Here is a 14,750-nt window from a genome sequence, read left to right on the forward strand (position 1 = left end):
GCCGGCCCGCGGGCCGGCGCGTCCTGGCGCTTACTTGCTGGCGGTCAGGTTCAGCGTCTTGCCGACCGTGGCATTCCAGTCCTTCACGCACTGCGCCGAGCAGCGGGCGGCCCACTTGGGCAGGACGGCCTCTTGCGCCACCTTCTTGAGCAGCGCCTTGTCGGCGTCGGAGGGTTGCACCAGGACCATCTTGCCCTTGACCGGGAACGGGCACGCGGCCGCGCCGGTGTTGCAGTCATAGCCTTCCTGCGTCTGGCGGGCGGCGGCATCCCAGATGTTGTCGACCAGCGTCTTGACGTTGTCCTGCAGGAACGTGCGCACCTTCGGATCCAGCTTGTCCCAGGCCTTCTGGTTGACGGCATGGATCTGCTGGTTCCAGTTGATCGGCAGCGCGACCAGGTGTGTTGACACCTCGTACCACTTCGCGGAGTAGCCCGACAGCGAGCCCGTGATGGCGCAATCGACCACCTTGTTCTGCAGCGCGGGAACGACTTCGCCGAAGGCCATCGTCACGCTCGAACCGCCCAGTGCTTCCACAAATTCGGCCGTGGTGCGGCTGCTGGTGCGGACCTTCTTGCCCTTGATGTCGGCCAGGCCCTTGATCTCGGCATTGCAGAACAGCACCTGCGCCGGGTAGGTGGAGATGCCCAGCAACTTGACGTTGTTGCCTTCGCCGTACAGCTTGGCGTAGACGGGCTCGAAGGCTTCGGTCACGGCGCGCGCGGTCTTGACGTCGGGCGCGAGGCCAGCCAGGTCGATGGCTTCGTTGATCGGGTTGTCGCTGGCGAAGTAGGACAGCGTGGCGGTGCCGAATTCGATGACGCCCTGCGACATCAGGCGCAGCAGCTCGGGCCCCTTCAAGCCCATTTCATTGAAGCCCTTGATCTCCGCCGTGACCTGTCCCTTGGACTGCTCGGGAATGGTCTTCGTCCAGAACGGCTTTTCGTAGTCGTTGTAGGCGGTCAGGTTGGACAAGCCGCCCACGATCTTCAAGTGGGTCTTGGGAAGGTCCTGGGCGTGGACGGCGCCAGCCAGAAGGCTGGCGGCGATGGCGGCAAAAGCAAGGGACTTCTTCATGGAAAAACTCCTGGCTGCGGGATCGTGTGCCGCGCGCGGGATCCCGTTGTCCTGGTTGCGCGCCGGTAGGAATCGGTGGTCTCGGATGTGTATCCAGCCGCTACTCCGTTATGAGCGCCATTGCAGCGTCAGGGGCGGCGAGCGTCCAATCGTAAGTTCCGATGTGGGGGTATAAATATTTTTTGGGTCTCGCGGCGCACGGCGGCGCCAATCCGCGCAAACGACGCATCGGCGCGGCTTTGCGGCCGACGGGCAAGCGCGCCCGCACCCTTCTCGCTTATGCAACAAGCAATCCGCGACGCCGCCCGCTCGGGAAAACACCTACGGCCGAATTGCCGGTCAGGTCTGCGCGGCAACCTTCTGCGCCATCTGCGCGATGACGCGCACGGCATGGCTGTCCGGCCCTTGCACCCACGTGGCGGTGAAGCTCAACTCGGGCAGCGGATCAGCCTGCACCTGCAGAATGCGCAACTCGCCGCGCGCCAGCTCCTTGCCCAGAAACACGGGCGCGATCACGCTGGTGCCGATGGCGTCCTGCGTCATCCGCACCACCATGGACATCGAGGCGCTGCCATACATGCGCGGCGACGTGACACCCGCACGGGTCAGCATGTCGCGCACCACGCGGTACGGCGAACTGTTGGAGGGATACGTGATGATCGGCAGCTTGCCGATCGTTGCAAGCGTCAGGGGCTCGGGACCCAGATCGAGCAGCGGACTGGCGACCCACGCCAGCGGATAGGTGCACAGCGGTAGATTCTCGACCCGTGCTTCAAGCACCGGCCCCATCAGAAACGCCAGATCGATCTGGCGCGACATCAGGTGCGAGCGCAGCACATGCGTGGTATCGACTTCGATTTCCAGCACCAGCGCGGGATACGTCGCGTGGATCAGTTCAATGAGCGCGGGCAGCCAGGTCTGCACGATGGTCTCGGCCACGCCGATGCGCACGGTGCCCGACATGACGTTCTGCTCGCGCGCGGCTTCGAACATGTCGCGCCGCACCTGCAGCATGCGCTCGGCATGCGACAGCAGTTCGTGTCCCTTGGCGGTCAGCTTGACGCCGCGCGCATCACGCTCGAACAGCTTGACGCCCAGGTCGGCTTCAAGCGAAGCGATGCGCTGCGAGACGGCGGGTTGCGTGGTGTTGAGTTTGTCGGACGCGGCGCGAAAGCTGCCCAGCGTGGCGACCCAAAAAAACGTTTCGACGTTGCGTAGTTCTATCATTGGCCTTTTCCCCCGGCGCGATGAGCGTATCATGTCAGCCGCCCATCGCCCCAAAGGCGCCATGCCTCGTGCACGCTGAAAGGAGTACCCTCCATGTCCCCGGCCGATAACGGTCGCCCGCGCCCCGGCGCGTCCGCCGCGCGCGGCCCGATGATCGGTGTGCTGCTGCTGGTGCTGTCGATGTGGACCCTGTCGTGCCTGGACGCGAGCGGCAAGTGGGTCATGGACGCGGGCGTACCTTTGCTCGTGCTGTCGTGGTTCCGTTACGCCATCCACCTGGTGCTTGTGCTGGCGCTTGTGCTGCCCGCGCGCGGCATGCGCGTGTTGCGCAGCACCAAGCCGCGCGAGCAGCTCATCCGCGGCGGCTCGATGTTCCTGGCCACGCTCATGTTCTTCACGACGCTGAGCTACATCCCCCAGGCCGAGGCCACGTCCATCAATTTCCTGGCGCCGTTGCTCGTGCTGTCGCTGGCGCCCTGGATCCTGAAGGAACCCGCGCGCATGTCGCGCTTTATCGCGGCGGGCATCGCCTTTGTCGGCGTGCTGATCGTCATCCGCCCCGGCGGCGGCCTGCACCCGGTGGGCACGATCTTCGGCCTGCTGACGGCCTGTTGCTTCACGGCCCAGTTCATCGCCACGCGCCGCGTCGCCGGCGACGATCCCTTCACCTCGCTGATCTGGAGCGGTGCGGTGGGCACGATCTGCCTGACCCTTGCCCTGCCCTTCATCCTGCCGCCCGCGCTGCCTTTCCTGCAGGCCTTGTCGGCGTTCGACTGGGCCGTGCTGATCTCCACCGGCATTACGGGCTGCGTGGGCCACCTGTTCCAGATCGCCGCCTACCGCCGCGCGCCGGCGTCCACCCTGGCGCCGTTCATCTACCTGCAGATCATCAGCGCCACGTCGGTGGGCTGGCTGGTATGGGGCCATTTTCCCGACCCGCTGACTTGGCTGGGCATCGCGATCATCTGCGCCAGCGGCGTGGGGATCGGCATGATCGAATGGCGCCGGGGCCGCGCGCAAAGCGCCGCGGCGGCGCGGGCTGCCCGCGGCACGTAAGCCCGGCGTTGAACGGCGACAGATTCGAAATCGCGGGCCGGCCGCCTCCCGTACAATGCGCTTCGCCTGATGCCCATTCCCGCATCCGTCCCTGGCGTATTCCCAACAAGAGGCTCCCATGATCATCAAGCCCCGCGTGCGCGGTTTCATCTGCGTCACCACCCATCCTGCCGGCTGCGAAGCCAACGTGAAGCAACAGATCGATTACGTGAAGGCGCAAGGACCGGTGCCCGGGGGGCCCAAGCGCGTGTTGATCCTGGGCGCGTCGACGGGGTATGGGCTGGCCGCACGCATCAGCGCGGCCTTTGCCTGTGGCGCGCAGACGCTGGGCGTCTTCTTCGAACGGCCGGGCGACGCCGCCAAGCCGGGCACGCCGGGCTGGTACAACAGCGCCGCGTTCCACAAGTTTGCCGAGGCCGAAGGCCTGTACGCCAAGAGCATCAACGGCGACGCCTTTTCCGATGAGATCAAGCAAAAGACCATCGCCGCCATCAAGGCGGACCTGGGTCAGGTCGATCAGGTCATCTACAGCCTCGCCGCCCCGCGACGCACGCACCCGAAGACGGGCCAGGTCTACACCTCCACGCTCAAGCCCATCGGCAAATCCGTGACCTTGCGCGGCCTGGACACCGACAAGGAACTCATCAAGGACGGCGTGCTGGAACCCGCCTCGCAAGATGAAATAGACGCCACCGTCGCCGTGATGGGCGGCGAAGACTGGCAGATGTGGATCGACGCGCTGCTGGAGGCCGGCGTGCTGGCGGAGGGCGCCACCACCACGGCCTTTACCTATCTGGGCGAAAAGATCACGCACGACGTCTACTGGAACGGGTCCATCGGCGCGGCCAAGAAAGACCTGGACCAGCGCGTGCTGGACATCCGGGCCAAGCTTTCGGAACACGGGGGCGACGCGCGCGTGTCGGTGCTCAAGGCAGTGGTCACGCAGGCAAGCTCGGCCATCCCGATGATGCCGCTGTACCTGTCCCTGCTCTTTAAGGTCATGAAGGAAGACGGCACGCACGAAGGCTGCATCGAGCAGGTGTATGGGCTTTATCGCGACAGCCTGTGCGGCCCGTCGCCCATCCTGGACGACGAAGGCCGGCTGCGGGCCGACTACAAGGAACTGGACCCGAAGGTGCAGGCGCGGGTGCAGGCGCTGTGGGATCAGGTCGATACGGACAGCCTCTATGCGCTGACCGATTTTGCTGGCTACAAGCGCGATTTCATGCGGCTGTTCGGGTTTGAAATCGACGGCGTCGATTACGCGGCCGACGTCGATCCGGTCGTAGAGATCCGCAATCTGGGGTGAACGCAGGCCGGTAGCGCCGGCCGCGCGTTGCTCATGCTGCCCCGGCGCACCGGGACAGCGCCATTCCTACAGGTATTCCAGCGTCACCAGATAGCGCTTACCCGCGGCCCGGTCTTCGGTAGTCTCCGTGGGCACTTCCCGCACGGAGGTTTTGACCCGCGGCGCCGGATCCACTGCGCGGGTCCGGGATTCAGGCACGCAGACCACGCGGGGGAATCCACCGGCGCTTGCCGGCGTTACACGCGGCATGCAGCCTGCCGGCTCCACAATGCCCCCGACAAAGCGGATGACACCACCGCTCGCGCCGGCAACGGCGGGCGCCAGCAACGCAACAACCAAGAACGCATGGATGGATGTACGGGCAGACATGGCAACTCCTTGGAGTTAGCCTACTCCCGCACATTTGCGACAGCAATGGGTATTCGTCTCAATCGTCCGTGACCATGCGGCCGGCCGCCAGCACCAGTTGCCGTCCGCAGCGCGCCGCCAGTTGCGGATCGTGCGTGACCAGCACCAGCGTCGTCCCGTGCTCGCGGTGCAGGTCGAACATCAGATCGATGACCGTCACGCCGGTTGCGGCATCCAGGCTGCCGGTGGGCTCGTCGGCAAACAGCAGGTCCGGCTGCACGACAAACGCACGGGCCAGCGACACGCGCTGCTGTTCGCCGCCCGACAGCGTGCGCGGATAGTGGTGCAGGCGCGCGCCCAGCCCCACCCGTTCCAGCATGGCCTGCGCGGCCTCGCGTGCGGATTGGCCGGCCAGCTCCAGCGGCAGCATCACGTTTTCCAGCGCGGTCAGGTTGGGCAGCAACTGGAAGGACTGGAACACGAAGCCGACGTGATTGGCCCGCAGGCGCGCGCGGCCGTCTTCGTCCAGGGCGAACAGGTCCTGCCCGGCAAGGTGTACGCTGCCCACGCTGGGAACATCCAGACCGGCCAGCAGTCCCAGCAGAGTCGACTTGCCCGAGCCCGAGCTGCCCGTGATGGCCACGGCGCTGCCCGCCGCGACCGTAAAATCAATTCCTTCCAGGATAGAAAGCGATCCACCGGCATCGGCCACCCGCTTGCCCAGCCCTTTCACCACGATTGAGTTATTGCTATCCATGCGCCTATTTTCCCGTCTGCTTCTTGTGACTGCCTTCGCGACCGCCGCGGCGGCGCCCGCCCACGCTCAGACCGCCGCGGCGCCCCAGGGTTCCACGCCGCGCACCGTGCTGGTGGTGGGCGATAGCCTGTCCGCCGAGTACGGCATCAAACGCGGCACGGGCTGGGTGCCCCTGCTGTCCGCGAGGATCTCAGAACAATACCCGAAGTTCCAGGTCGTCAATGCCAGCATCAGCGGCGACACGACCAGCGGCGGCGTTGCCCGCCTGCCCGCCCTGCTGCGCCAGCATGCGCCGGCGGTCGTGGTGCTGGAGCTGGGCGCCAACGACGCGTTGCGCGGCCTGCCGCTGAACATGACCGAGCAAAACCTGCGGACCATGACCCAGGCGGCGCGCAAGGCCGATGCCGACGTGCTGATCGTCGGGATGCAGATTCCGCCCAATTACGGACGGGACTACGCCCAACGCTTCGCCGCGGTGTTTTCCAATGTGGCCAAAAACGAAAACGCCCGGCTCGTGCCCTTCCTGATGGAAGGTATCGCGACGAACCGGGCGATGTTTCAGGCTGACGGCATCCACCCTAACGAGGATGCCCAGCCTCAATTGCTGGACAACGTGTGGCCGGCGCTGCGGCCCATGTTGAACTGACTATCTGCCAGGGCGATCAGCCCGCGGCCTGGGCCTGATCGCCGCGGATGACATCCGCGGCAGCGGGCGTGACGTTCACCTCGTACTGCTGGCGCAGCATGCGGATCAAAGCCTCGTTTTCGGCTTGGCCCCATGCACCCGACAGTTGCTGCGCCAGGCGCTCCATGTCGGCGGCATCGGACTTGCCGGCTTCCACCTTTTCCAGACGCACCAGCGTGTAGTCCACGCCGGACTGCACGCCCGTGAAGGCCGGCAGCGTGGCCGACGGCAGGCGCATCACGGCGTCCAGCACCGGGCGCGACAGATCCTGGGGATTCTGGCGCGTCACACTGATGGCCGGGCCGAAGCCTTCGGGCGTCGCGGCGGGATCAGCCTTGGCGGCCGCCAGGGCCGCCTCGCCGGCCTTCTTGGCGGCTTCGGCGGAGCGCTCGTCGAGCAGCTTGGCGCGAATGACTTCGCTGACCTTGTCCAGCGGCGGCACGTGGGCCGGTTCAACGGAGGCAACGCGCACGGCCAGCATCGTATCGGGCGCGAGTTCGATCACACCGGAATTCTGCTTTTCGCGCAGCACGTCGGGCGAGAACAGCACCTGGCGCACGCGCGGGTTGTCCAACAGCGCGGCGTCGGGGCTGTCGGCGGCGGAGCCCGGACCGGCCTTGTCGGCGGGCAGCAGGCCTTCGCGGGTGACGCCGGAAGCGGTGCGCAGCTTCAGGCCGACGGCGTCGGCAGCCGGTTGCAGGCTGTCGCGCTGGTCGTAGACCTGCTTGTTCAGCTGGCTGGCCATCTCGGAAAAACGCTGCGCGGCGATCTGCTTGCGGACTTCCGCGGTGATCTGGTCCTTGACCTCGGCCAGCGGCTTGACGGCGCCCGGGCTGATTTCCGTGACCTTGACGATGTGCAGGCCAAACGGGCTTTCGACCACGCCGGACACCTGGTTCTGGGCCAGGCCGAAGATGGCCTTGTCCAACGGGCCGGGCTGCGCACCCGGGGCAATCCAGCCCAGGTCACCGCCCTTGGCGGCCGAGCCGGCGTCCTGCGAATTCTTGGCAGCCAGTTCGGCGAACTTGGCGGGATCGGCAGCGGCCTGCTTGGCGATGTCTTCGGCCTTCGCGCGCGCGGCCTTGCGGGCGTCTTCGCCCGACGGCAGCTCGATGAAGATGTGGCTGGCGCGGCGGCGCTCGGGCTGGCCAAAGCGGTTCTTGTTCTGTTCGTAATACGAAGCCAGGTCCTCGTCCTTGACCTGCACGCCTTGCGTGGCGGCGGCTTCGTCCAGCACCAGGTATTGCGCCTGCACCTGTTCCGGCACCTGCAATTGCTGCTTGTTGGCGTCGTACCAGGCCTGGATGTCGGCCGGGTTCACGGTGACTTGCGAGCGGAAGTCGGCGGCGGAGAAGTTGCGCAGTTGCACGGTGCGGGCCTGGGTCAGCGCCGATTCCACGGCGGCGACCACTTCGGCCGGCGCGCGGGCCGATTCGCCGACGGGCTCGAGCACACGGGCGATGGCCAGGTCGCGGCGCAGGCCGGCTTCAAACGACGTCGGCGACATGCCCTGCGCGGCCAGCACCTGGCGATAGCGTTCGGGCGAGAAGCGGCCGTTATCCTGGACTTCGGGGATGGCGGCGATCGTGTTGCGCAGCGTCTCGTCGGACACCGAGAAACGGTTGTCGGCGGCCACGTTGGCGAGCAGGCGCTGGTTGATGAGCTGGTTCAGCAGGCCTTCACGCAGCGCGGGCGTATCGATCACGGCCGGATCGAACTGGGCGCCCAGGCGCTGGCGGAACTGGTCAAGCTGGTTGCGGTGCGCCTGATCAAACTCGGCGCGGGAAATCGGCTGGCCAGCCACCGTCGCCAGCTCGGGCTCCCGACTCATGAAGCTGTCATAGCCTTGAATCCCGACCAGGAAGAAGGAAGGCACGATCAAGATCAGCAGGATGAACTGCATCCAGCGCCGATGGCTGCGAATAAATTCGAACATGGAATCCCTGTTGCCGCGCTCCGGGGGTAGACGCCCGGGGCCGCACGAAAACGCATAAAAAAAGGCGAAGTCGATTCGCCTCTATTCCCATACCGGTTCAAACCGGGTTCAGCGGGCGGATTTTACCATTTCTCATTCATTGCGCGGCCATTGTCCAAGCCAACGGGCAATGCGCGGCGTCGTGGACCATCCGTCCCCACGGAGGGCGAGGTCCGTCAACCCGGGAATCCCCCATTACCGCCCCCGCCCCGCGCTCGTATCGTGGACCTGGGGTTAGCCCGCAGATCGAGGGCCGCCCTGCCAGGCCGGCACAAGGCCGGTTCCCCTTCCCGCGCGCAAAAAGGTCACCCACGATGCCGTTCATGCCTTCCCGCCTCCCGTTGCTGAAGTCCTGTGTCGCTTTGATGTTTTTGAGCTGCGCCCACGCCGCGCAGGCGGCCCCGGTGACCAATGTGCTGGAGGCGGCCAAGGGCCAGCAGCAGGCCATGCTCGATACCATGCGGGATCTGGTGAATATCGAGTCGGGCAGCAAGGATGTCGAAGGCGTTGAACGCATCGCCGAACTGATCCGCGACCGGCTCAAGGAACTGGGCGGCGCCGTCGAGATCATTGCGCCTACCGACGTATTCCGGCTGGACGACACCCCCGAGAAGGTCGGGCCGATGGTCCACGCGGAATTCAAGGGCGGCGGCAGCAAGAAGATCATGCTGATCGCCCACATGGACACGGTGTACCGAAACGGCATGCTGAAGGACCAGCCGTTCAGGATCGACGGCGACAAGGCCTATGGCCTGGGCATTGCCGACGACAAGCACGGCGTGGCGGCCATCCTGCACACGATCGCGCTCCTGAAAACACTGAAGTTTGCCGACTACGGCACGCTGACAGTGCTGATCAACGGGGACGAAGAGATCAGCTCGCCCGGCGCGCGCAGCACCATCACCCGCCTGGGCGCCGACCAGGATGCGGTCTTTTCGTTCGAGGGCGGCGGCATGGAACCGCGCCTGACGCTGGCCACCAGCGGCATCGGCGCGGCGTACCTGACGGTGCAGGGCAAGACCTCGCACGCAGGCGCCCGGCCGGAGGGCGGCGTCAATGCGCTCTACGAGCTGTCGCACCAGCTCCTGCAGCTGGACGATCTTTCCAAGCCCGACGAGGGGCTGAAGCTGAACTGGACCGTCGCCCAGGCAGGCACCAACCGCAACGTCATTCCGGGACTGGCCACCGCCCAGGGCGACGCGCGGGCGCTGCGCGTGTCCGACTTCGACGCCCTGGCGCGCACGCTGGAGGAACGCATCCAGAAGAAGCTGCTGCCCGAGTCCAAGGTCAGCGTGAAGTTCGAGGTCCGCCGCCCGCCGCTGGAGGCGACTGCGGCATCGCGCGCCCTGGCCCAGCACGGCGTGAAGATCTACCAGGAGCTCGACCTGCCGCTGAAGGTGGTGGACCGGGCCAGCGGTGGCGGCACGGACGCGGCCTTTGCGGCGCTGAAGGCCCGCGGACCCGTCATCGAGGGCATGGGACTGAGCGGATTCGGCGCGCATTCGAATGACGCCGAGTACATCCTGGTCAACAGCATCGTGCCGCGCCTCTATCTGGCCACGCGCATGATCATGGACGTGTCGCAGAACAAGGTATCCTTGCAACCTGTCCCAAAAGAACCTCAAAGCAGCACCAAATGACCGCAAACCTCCCCTCCTGGCCTTACTCCCGCCACATCGCGCACCGCGGTGGCGGCCGTCTGGCGCCGGAGAACACGCTGGCCGCCATGCGCGTCGGCGCCGAACACGGCTTCACCATGTTTGAATACGACGTGAAGCTCAGCAGCGACAACGTGCTGGTGCTGATGCACGACGACGACGTCGACCGCACCTCGAACGGCAAAGGCCCTGCCGCCGCCAAGACCTACGCCGAACTGGCGCAGCTTGATTTCGGCAGTTGGCATTCGGCGGCCTACGCCGGCGAACCGCTCCCCACCTTTGCCGCCGTCGCCCGCTACACGCTGGCCAACGGCATCGCCAGCAACGTCGAGATCAAGCCCTGCCCCGGCCGCGAAGCCGAAACCGGCCGCGCCGTCGCCCTGGCGGCCCGCGAACTGTGGCAAGGCGCCGGCACCGCGCCGCTGTTGTCCTCGTTTGCCGAAGAAGCCCTGGAAGCCGCCCGCCAGGCCGCGCCCGAATTGCCGCGCGCCCTGCTCGTGGAAAAGGTGCCCGCCGACTGGCGCGAACGCCTTGCCAAATATGAATGCGTGGCGCTGAACATCAACCAGAAGGACGCCACCCGCGAACTGATCGACGCCGTGCACGCCGCCGGCTACCGCATCGCGGCCTGGACCGTCAACGACCCCGAGCGCGCGCGCCTGCTGCTCGACTGGGGCATCGACGGCATTTTCACCGACGAGCTGGCCGCCATCCGGCCCGCCGCCTGAGGCAGAAAGCCCCGTGTTCAGCTACCGCCACGCCTTTCACGCCGGCAACCATGCCGACGTGCTCAAGCACGCCATCCTGGTCCATACCCTGGACTACTTCAACAAGAAAGACGCCCCGTACTGGGTCATCGACACCCATGCGGGCGCCGGCCTGTACAGCCTGGACAGCGACTGGGCAGCCAAGACGTCCGAGTTCGCGGACGGCATCGGCCGCCTGTGGGAAGCGCAGGACCTGCCGCCGCTGCTGGCCGATTACGTTGCGCGCATCCGCGACTACAACACCAACGGCCGGCTGCGCCGCTATCCGGGCTCGCCGTGGCTGACGCTGGACGCGCTGCGCCCGTCCGACCGCCTGCGCCTGTTCGAAATGCATCCCACCGAAATCGACACGCTGGTCGGCAACCTGGAGCACCAGGGCCGTGCCGCGCAGCGCCAGACCACGATCTACGGCGACGACGGTTTCGAGGGCATCAAGGCGCTGCTGCCGCCGCCCACGCGACGCGGCATGGTGCTGATCGACCCGTCGTATGAGGACAAGCACGACTATCGGCGCACGCTCCTCACCGTGAAGGAGTGCATCAAGCGCTTTGCCACCGGCACGTATGCCATCTGGTATCCGCTGGTGCAACGCCGCGAGGCCAGCGAGATGGCGCGCCATTTCGAGAATCTGAAGGTCAAGAGCTGGCTGCACGCCACCCTGACCGTCAAAAAGGCGACCATCGATGGTTACGGCCTGCACGGCAGCGGGATGTTTCTCATCAACCCGCCCTGGACGCTGCACGACGCGCTGAAACAGGCGATGCCGTATCTGGCGCGCGAACTGGCGCAGGACGAACGCGCAGGCTTCACGCTGCAATACCGCGAGAACCCGTTCCCGGTGCCGAAGAAGCAATCGGACGACTGAAGCCCGGCCCCGCGCCGGGGCAATGCGGCCGCGCCGACGACAAAGGGCCGCGCCTTCATGGCGCGGCCCTTTTTTTGCAATCGCGATCCTATGAGGTCCGCGACCCTTTTACGTCAGCGACCCTTTTTGCGACCGCGGCCCGCTTACGTCTGCGACCCGCTTACGTCTGCGACCCGCTCACGTGTTCGACCCGCTCACGTCTGCGGCGCTCAGACCGTTTCGACGTCGGCCTGGCGCATCGCTTCCTGCGCCAGCGCCAGCTTCGACGCGGCATCGCGCAGCGCGGTGCGCAGGCCTTCCTCGATCACGGGGTGGTAGAACGGCATTTCCAGCATGCGCGCCACCGTGAGCTCCTGCTGCACGGCCCACGCCAGCAAGTGACCGATGTGCTCCGCGCTGGGTCCGATCATCTCGGCCCCCAGGAAGCGGCCCGTTTCGATGTCGGCGTACACGTGCAGCATGCCGCGGTTCTTCAGCATGACGCGCGAACGGCCCTGGTCGCTGAAATCCACTGCACCGGTAACGAACGTGCCCGGCACCAGCTTGGCGTGTCCTGCGCCGACCAGCGCAATCTGCGGATCCGAAAAGACCACGCCCAGTGGCGCACGGCGCAATCCCTCGCGCACTTCCGGGAAGCGCGCCGCGTTCTCGCCCGCAATGCGGCCTTCGTCGGCGGCCTCGTGCAGGAGCGGCGCGTCGGCGTTGGCGTCGCCAGCTATGAAGATCGGCGAGCTGCCCGCCTGCATCGTCAGCCGGTCAAACTGCGGCACGCCTTGCGCGTTCAGCGCCAGCGACGTGTTCTCCAGACCAAGACCATCGACGTTGGGACGGCGGCCCGTGGCGACCAGCGCGTAGTCGAAGCGCTCGGTGCGCTCGCTGTTGTCCAGCGCCACGTAACGCACTTCCACCTCGTCGCCGACGCGGCTGGTTTCCAGGACGCGGGCATCGGTGTCCAGATAGAACTCGCGCTGAAAGATCTTGCGGGCAGTTTGCCGCACCTGCGGATCGCTGATGCCGCCCAGGCTGCCGCTCATGCCGAACACGCGAACTTCCACGCCCAGCCGGGCCAGCGCCTGGCCAAGCTCCAGCCCGATCACGCCGGGCCCGAAAACCGCCACACGGTTAGGCAGGTCGTCCCACGCGAACACGTCATCGTTCACAACGAGGCGATCGCCCAGCGCGCGGAAAGGCGGCGGCACGGACGGCCGCGAGCCGGTGGCGATCACGACACGGGACGCCTGGATTTCGGTGTGGTCATCCACACGCAGCACGGTGTCGGACACGAATTTCGCGTAGCCGCGCACCTTGTCTTCGGCCGGAATGTTTTCCACGCCGTCGACAACGAAGCCCACAAAGCGGTCGCGCTCGCGTTTGACGCGGTCCATGACCTCGGCGCCGTCCACCGTGATCTCTCCGCCGACATGCACGCCGAACGCATCGGTGTGCGCCGCCGCGTGCGCCGCCTCGGCGGCCGCGATCAGCAGCTTGGACGGCATGCAGCCGACCCGGGCGCAGGTCGTGCCGTAAGGGCCGCCTTCGATAAGCAGCGCGCGCTTGCCCGCCGCCTTGGCGGCTCGGTAAGCAGCCAGGCCTGCGGTGCCGGCGCCGATGACAGCAATGTCGGTATGCAGCGTCTTCATGATTGGGAGTCCCCCGTAGTCGCGTAATGATCAGAATGTGAAGGCAAATTCCGCCTTGTTGCGTGCCCTCGAGGCAAACGCCGTCCTGCGCCCTGATTGCGGACGCACGGCGCCCGCACAAGGGCGCAAAAGAAGGGAAACTTGCGGGAGTAGCGCGGCGGCTACGTTGCCGGCCCTTGCGCCGGCGCGCGCGGCGGCCAGTGCGGAATCAACCGCCGCGCGTCCGGGCGGCCGGGCGGGGGCCATGCCCCTGCCCGGCCGTCTCGCCGGTCTATCAGGCGAAGTGCGCCTTCAGGTCTTCCAGGCCGCCGATCAGGGCGCCATTGATGAACACCTGCGGGGCCGTGCCCTTGCCGGACACTGCGCCGATCACGCGGCCACGGACCTTGTTTTCCAGCGGGATCTCGATCGGGGCGTAGCCCTTGCTGTCCAGCAGCGCCTTGGCTTCGACGCAGAACGGGCAGCCCGGCTTCGAAAACACCACGACCTGGTCAGGCTTCTTGGCCGACGGCGCGAAGTGAGCCAGCATGGTGTCGGCGTCCGACACTTCAAACGGATCGCCTTCCTTTTCCGGCTCGATGAACATCTTTTCAACGACACCGTCCTTGACCAGCATGGAATAGCGCCAGCTGCGCTTGCCGAAGCCCAGGTCGCTCTTGTCGACGAGCATGCCCATGCCTTCGGTGAAGGCGCCGTTGCCGTCGGGCAGCAGCGTGATGTTGGCCGATTCCTGGTCCTTGGCCCATTCGTTCATGACGAAGGTGTCGTTGACCGACACGCAGACGATGCTATCGACGCCGGCGGCGAAGAACGCGGGAGCCAGTTCGTTGTAGCGCGGCAGGTGGGTGGACGAGCAGGTCGGCGTGAAAGCGCCGGGAAGCGAGAAGACCACGACCGTCTTGTTCTTGAACAGGTCGTCGGTCGTGACCTTCTTCCACGTGTTGTCCTCACGAACGGGGAACGTCACATTCGGAACACGTTGGCCTTCGCGGTTTTGCAGCATTCGATTCTCTCCTTGGTTTGATAACTTAAGTGGCGGGTTTCTGGCCCGCCATGAAAAGAATCATAAATCTCGACTATCAATTAATCCAATTTAATTAACTTAATTGATCGATAGCTTTTGGCGATTACTAAATATTTTGCGAAAGACCGAAGCTATCACAAAGCCGCGTTCGCGTCCTCAGACGCGGGCCGGCTCGTAACCCGCGTCGCGGATGGCGGCTTCTACCTTGTCGGCCTGGTCGGTGCCGGTGATGGTGACGCGATGCGTGGGCAGATCCACGGCGACCACGGCGCCCGGGACAGCCTCGTTGACGGCGCCGGTGATGGTCTTGACGCAATGGCCGCAGGTCATGTCGGGCACTTGGAAAGCGATGCTCATGGTTT

14 protein-coding genes are annotated in these 14,750 nt (G+C 65.9%); 6 read left to right on the top strand and 8 right to left on the bottom strand.

Annotated features, from left to right (window positions below; translation table 11 throughout):
- Window positions 1-30: 30 nt before the first annotated feature.
- Window positions 31-1,077: a TRAP transporter substrate-binding protein gene (locus B2W22_RS05750; protein ID WP_105238771.1), complete on the bottom strand. Its 1,047-nt coding sequence runs from the start codon at window positions 1,075-1,077 to the stop codon at window positions 31-33.
- Between the two features lie 339 nt (window positions 1,078-1,416).
- The gene (locus B2W22_RS05755; protein ID WP_175121693.1) at window positions 1,417-2,304 is read right to left on the bottom strand and encodes a LysR family transcriptional regulator; all 888 of its coding nucleotides are present in this window, start codon (window positions 2,302-2,304) and stop codon (window positions 1,417-1,419) included.
- A gap of 93 nt (window positions 2,305-2,397) precedes the next feature.
- Between B2W22_RS05755 and B2W22_RS05760 the strand changes: the two genes are divergently transcribed.
- Both B2W22_RS05760 and fabV read left to right on the top strand, forming a co-directional pair.
- On the top strand, window positions 2,398-3,360 hold the full coding sequence (locus B2W22_RS05760) for a DMT family transporter (RefSeq protein ID WP_175121694.1): 963 nt from the start codon (window positions 2,398-2,400) through the stop codon (window positions 3,358-3,360).
- Between the two features lie 118 nt (window positions 3,361-3,478).
- On the top strand, window positions 3,479-4,669 hold the full coding sequence (fabV, locus tag B2W22_RS05765) for an enoyl-ACP reductase FabV (RefSeq protein ID WP_175185356.1): 1,191 nt from the start codon (window positions 3,479-3,481) through the stop codon (window positions 4,667-4,669).
- A 66-nt stretch (window positions 4,670-4,735) separates the two neighbouring features.
- On the opposite strand, the gene B2W22_RS05770 is transcribed toward fabV, so the two are convergent.
- On the bottom strand, window positions 4,736-5,038 hold the full coding sequence (locus B2W22_RS05770) for a hypothetical protein (RefSeq protein ID WP_286936586.1): 303 nt from the start codon (window positions 5,036-5,038) through the stop codon (window positions 4,736-4,738).
- 58 nt (window positions 5,039-5,096) lie between these two features.
- On the bottom strand, window positions 5,097-5,774 hold the full coding sequence (locus tag B2W22_RS05775) for an ABC transporter ATP-binding protein (protein ID WP_105238766.1): 678 nt from the start codon (window positions 5,772-5,774) through the stop codon (window positions 5,097-5,099).
- Between B2W22_RS05775 and B2W22_RS05780 the strand changes: the two genes are divergently transcribed.
- Window positions 5,773-6,420 carry an arylesterase gene (locus B2W22_RS05780; protein WP_175121697.1) on the top strand — a complete coding sequence of 216 codons (648 nt, stop codon included), beginning with the start codon at window positions 5,773-5,775 and terminating at the stop codon, window positions 6,418-6,420. The genes B2W22_RS05775 and B2W22_RS05780 overlap by 2 nt on opposite strands.
- Before the next feature lie 16 nt (window positions 6,421-6,436).
- Here B2W22_RS05780 and B2W22_RS05785 read toward each other — a convergent pair whose 3' ends face one another.
- Window positions 6,437-8,395 carry a SurA N-terminal domain-containing protein gene (locus B2W22_RS05785; RefSeq protein WP_286936589.1) on the bottom strand — a complete coding sequence of 653 codons (1,959 nt, stop codon included), beginning with the start codon at window positions 8,393-8,395 and terminating at the stop codon, window positions 6,437-6,439.
- 353 nt (window positions 8,396-8,748) lie between these two features.
- Between B2W22_RS05785 and B2W22_RS05790 the strand changes: the two genes are divergently transcribed.
- The 3 genes from B2W22_RS05790 to B2W22_RS05800 are packed head-to-tail and all read left to right on the top strand — an operon-like array spanning window position 8,749 to window position 11,724.
- Window positions 8,749-10,074 (top strand): M20/M25/M40 family metallo-hydrolase, encoded by a 1,326-nt coding sequence (locus tag B2W22_RS05790; RefSeq protein WP_286936591.1) that lies wholly within the window; start codon window positions 8,749-8,751, stop codon window positions 10,072-10,074.
- Window positions 10,071-10,820, top strand: coding sequence for a glycerophosphodiester phosphodiesterase (gene ugpQ / locus B2W22_RS05795; RefSeq protein WP_175136628.1), 750 nt, complete (start codon window positions 10,071-10,073; stop codon window positions 10,818-10,820). The genes B2W22_RS05790 and ugpQ overlap by 4 nt, the downstream gene beginning before the upstream one ends.
- 13 nt (window positions 10,821-10,833) lie before the next feature.
- Window positions 10,834-11,724 (top strand): 23S rRNA (adenine(2030)-N(6))-methyltransferase RlmJ, encoded by an 891-nt coding sequence (locus B2W22_RS05800; RefSeq protein WP_175121701.1) that lies wholly within the window; start codon window positions 10,834-10,836, stop codon window positions 11,722-11,724.
- A gap of 209 nt (window positions 11,725-11,933) precedes the next feature.
- Here B2W22_RS05800 and B2W22_RS05805 read toward each other — a convergent pair whose 3' ends face one another.
- From B2W22_RS05805 to B2W22_RS05815, 3 genes are all read right to left on the bottom strand, one after another.
- A complete protein-coding gene (locus tag B2W22_RS05805; protein ID WP_175121702.1) occupies window positions 11,934-13,364 on the bottom strand; it encodes a dihydrolipoyl dehydrogenase in 1,431 nt (476 codons plus the stop codon).
- A 274-nt stretch (window positions 13,365-13,638) separates the two neighbouring features.
- Window positions 13,639-14,367: a glutathione peroxidase gene (locus B2W22_RS05810; protein WP_108005634.1), complete on the bottom strand. Its 729-nt coding sequence runs from the start codon at window positions 14,365-14,367 to the stop codon at window positions 13,639-13,641.
- Window positions 14,368-14,544: 177 nt separating this feature from the next.
- Window positions 14,545-14,745 (bottom strand): heavy-metal-associated domain-containing protein, encoded by a 201-nt coding sequence (locus B2W22_RS05815; protein WP_175185363.1) that lies wholly within the window; start codon window positions 14,743-14,745, stop codon window positions 14,545-14,547.
- Between the last annotated feature and the right edge of the window lie 5 nt (window positions 14,746-14,750).

Origin of the sequence: Achromobacter sp. UBA4530, assembly GCF_002388205.1 — a bacterium.
Lineage (GTDB): Bacteria > Pseudomonadota > Gammaproteobacteria > Burkholderiales > Burkholderiaceae_B > Achromobacter > Achromobacter animicus.

Excerpts from the sequence above, each read along its gene's own strand:
- B2W22_RS05750 (WP_105238771.1), bottom strand. The coding sequence starts at position 1,077 with ATGAAGAAGTCCCTTGCTTTTGCCGCCATCGCCGCCAGCCTTCTGGCT.
- B2W22_RS05755 (WP_175121693.1), bottom strand. The coding sequence starts at position 2,304 with ATGATAGAACTACGCAACGTCGAAACGTTTTTTTGGGTCGCCACGCTG.
- B2W22_RS05760 (WP_175121694.1), top strand. The coding sequence starts at position 2,398 with ATGTCCCCGGCCGATAACGGTCGCCCGCGCCCCGGCGCGTCCGCCGCG.
- fabV (WP_175185356.1), top strand. The coding sequence starts at position 3,479 with ATGATCATCAAGCCCCGCGTGCGCGGTTTCATCTGCGTCACCACCCAT.
- B2W22_RS05770 (WP_286936586.1), bottom strand. The coding sequence starts at position 5,038 with ATGTCTGCCCGTACATCCATCCATGCGTTCTTGGTTGTTGCGTTGCTG.
- B2W22_RS05780 (WP_175121697.1), top strand. The coding sequence starts at position 5,773 with ATGCGCCTATTTTCCCGTCTGCTTCTTGTGACTGCCTTCGCGACCGCC.
- B2W22_RS05775 (WP_105238766.1), bottom strand. The coding sequence starts at position 5,774 with ATGGATAGCAATAACTCAATCGTGGTGAAAGGGCTGGGCAAGCGGGTG.
- B2W22_RS05785 (WP_286936589.1), bottom strand. The coding sequence starts at position 8,395 with ATGTTCGAATTTATTCGCAGCCATCGGCGCTGGATGCAGTTCATCCTG.
- B2W22_RS05790 (WP_286936591.1), top strand. The coding sequence starts at position 8,749 with ATGCCGTTCATGCCTTCCCGCCTCCCGTTGCTGAAGTCCTGTGTCGCT.
- ugpQ (WP_175136628.1), top strand. The coding sequence starts at position 10,071 with ATGACCGCAAACCTCCCCTCCTGGCCTTACTCCCGCCACATCGCGCAC.
- B2W22_RS05805 (WP_175121702.1), bottom strand. The coding sequence starts at position 13,364 with ATGAAGACGCTGCATACCGACATTGCTGTCATCGGCGCCGGCACCGCA.
- B2W22_RS05810 (WP_108005634.1), bottom strand. The coding sequence starts at position 14,367 with ATGCTGCAAAACCGCGAAGGCCAACGTGTTCCGAATGTGACGTTCCCC.
- B2W22_RS05815 (WP_175185363.1), bottom strand. The coding sequence starts at position 14,745 with ATGAGCATCGCTTTCCAAGTGCCCGACATGACCTGCGGCCATTGCGTC.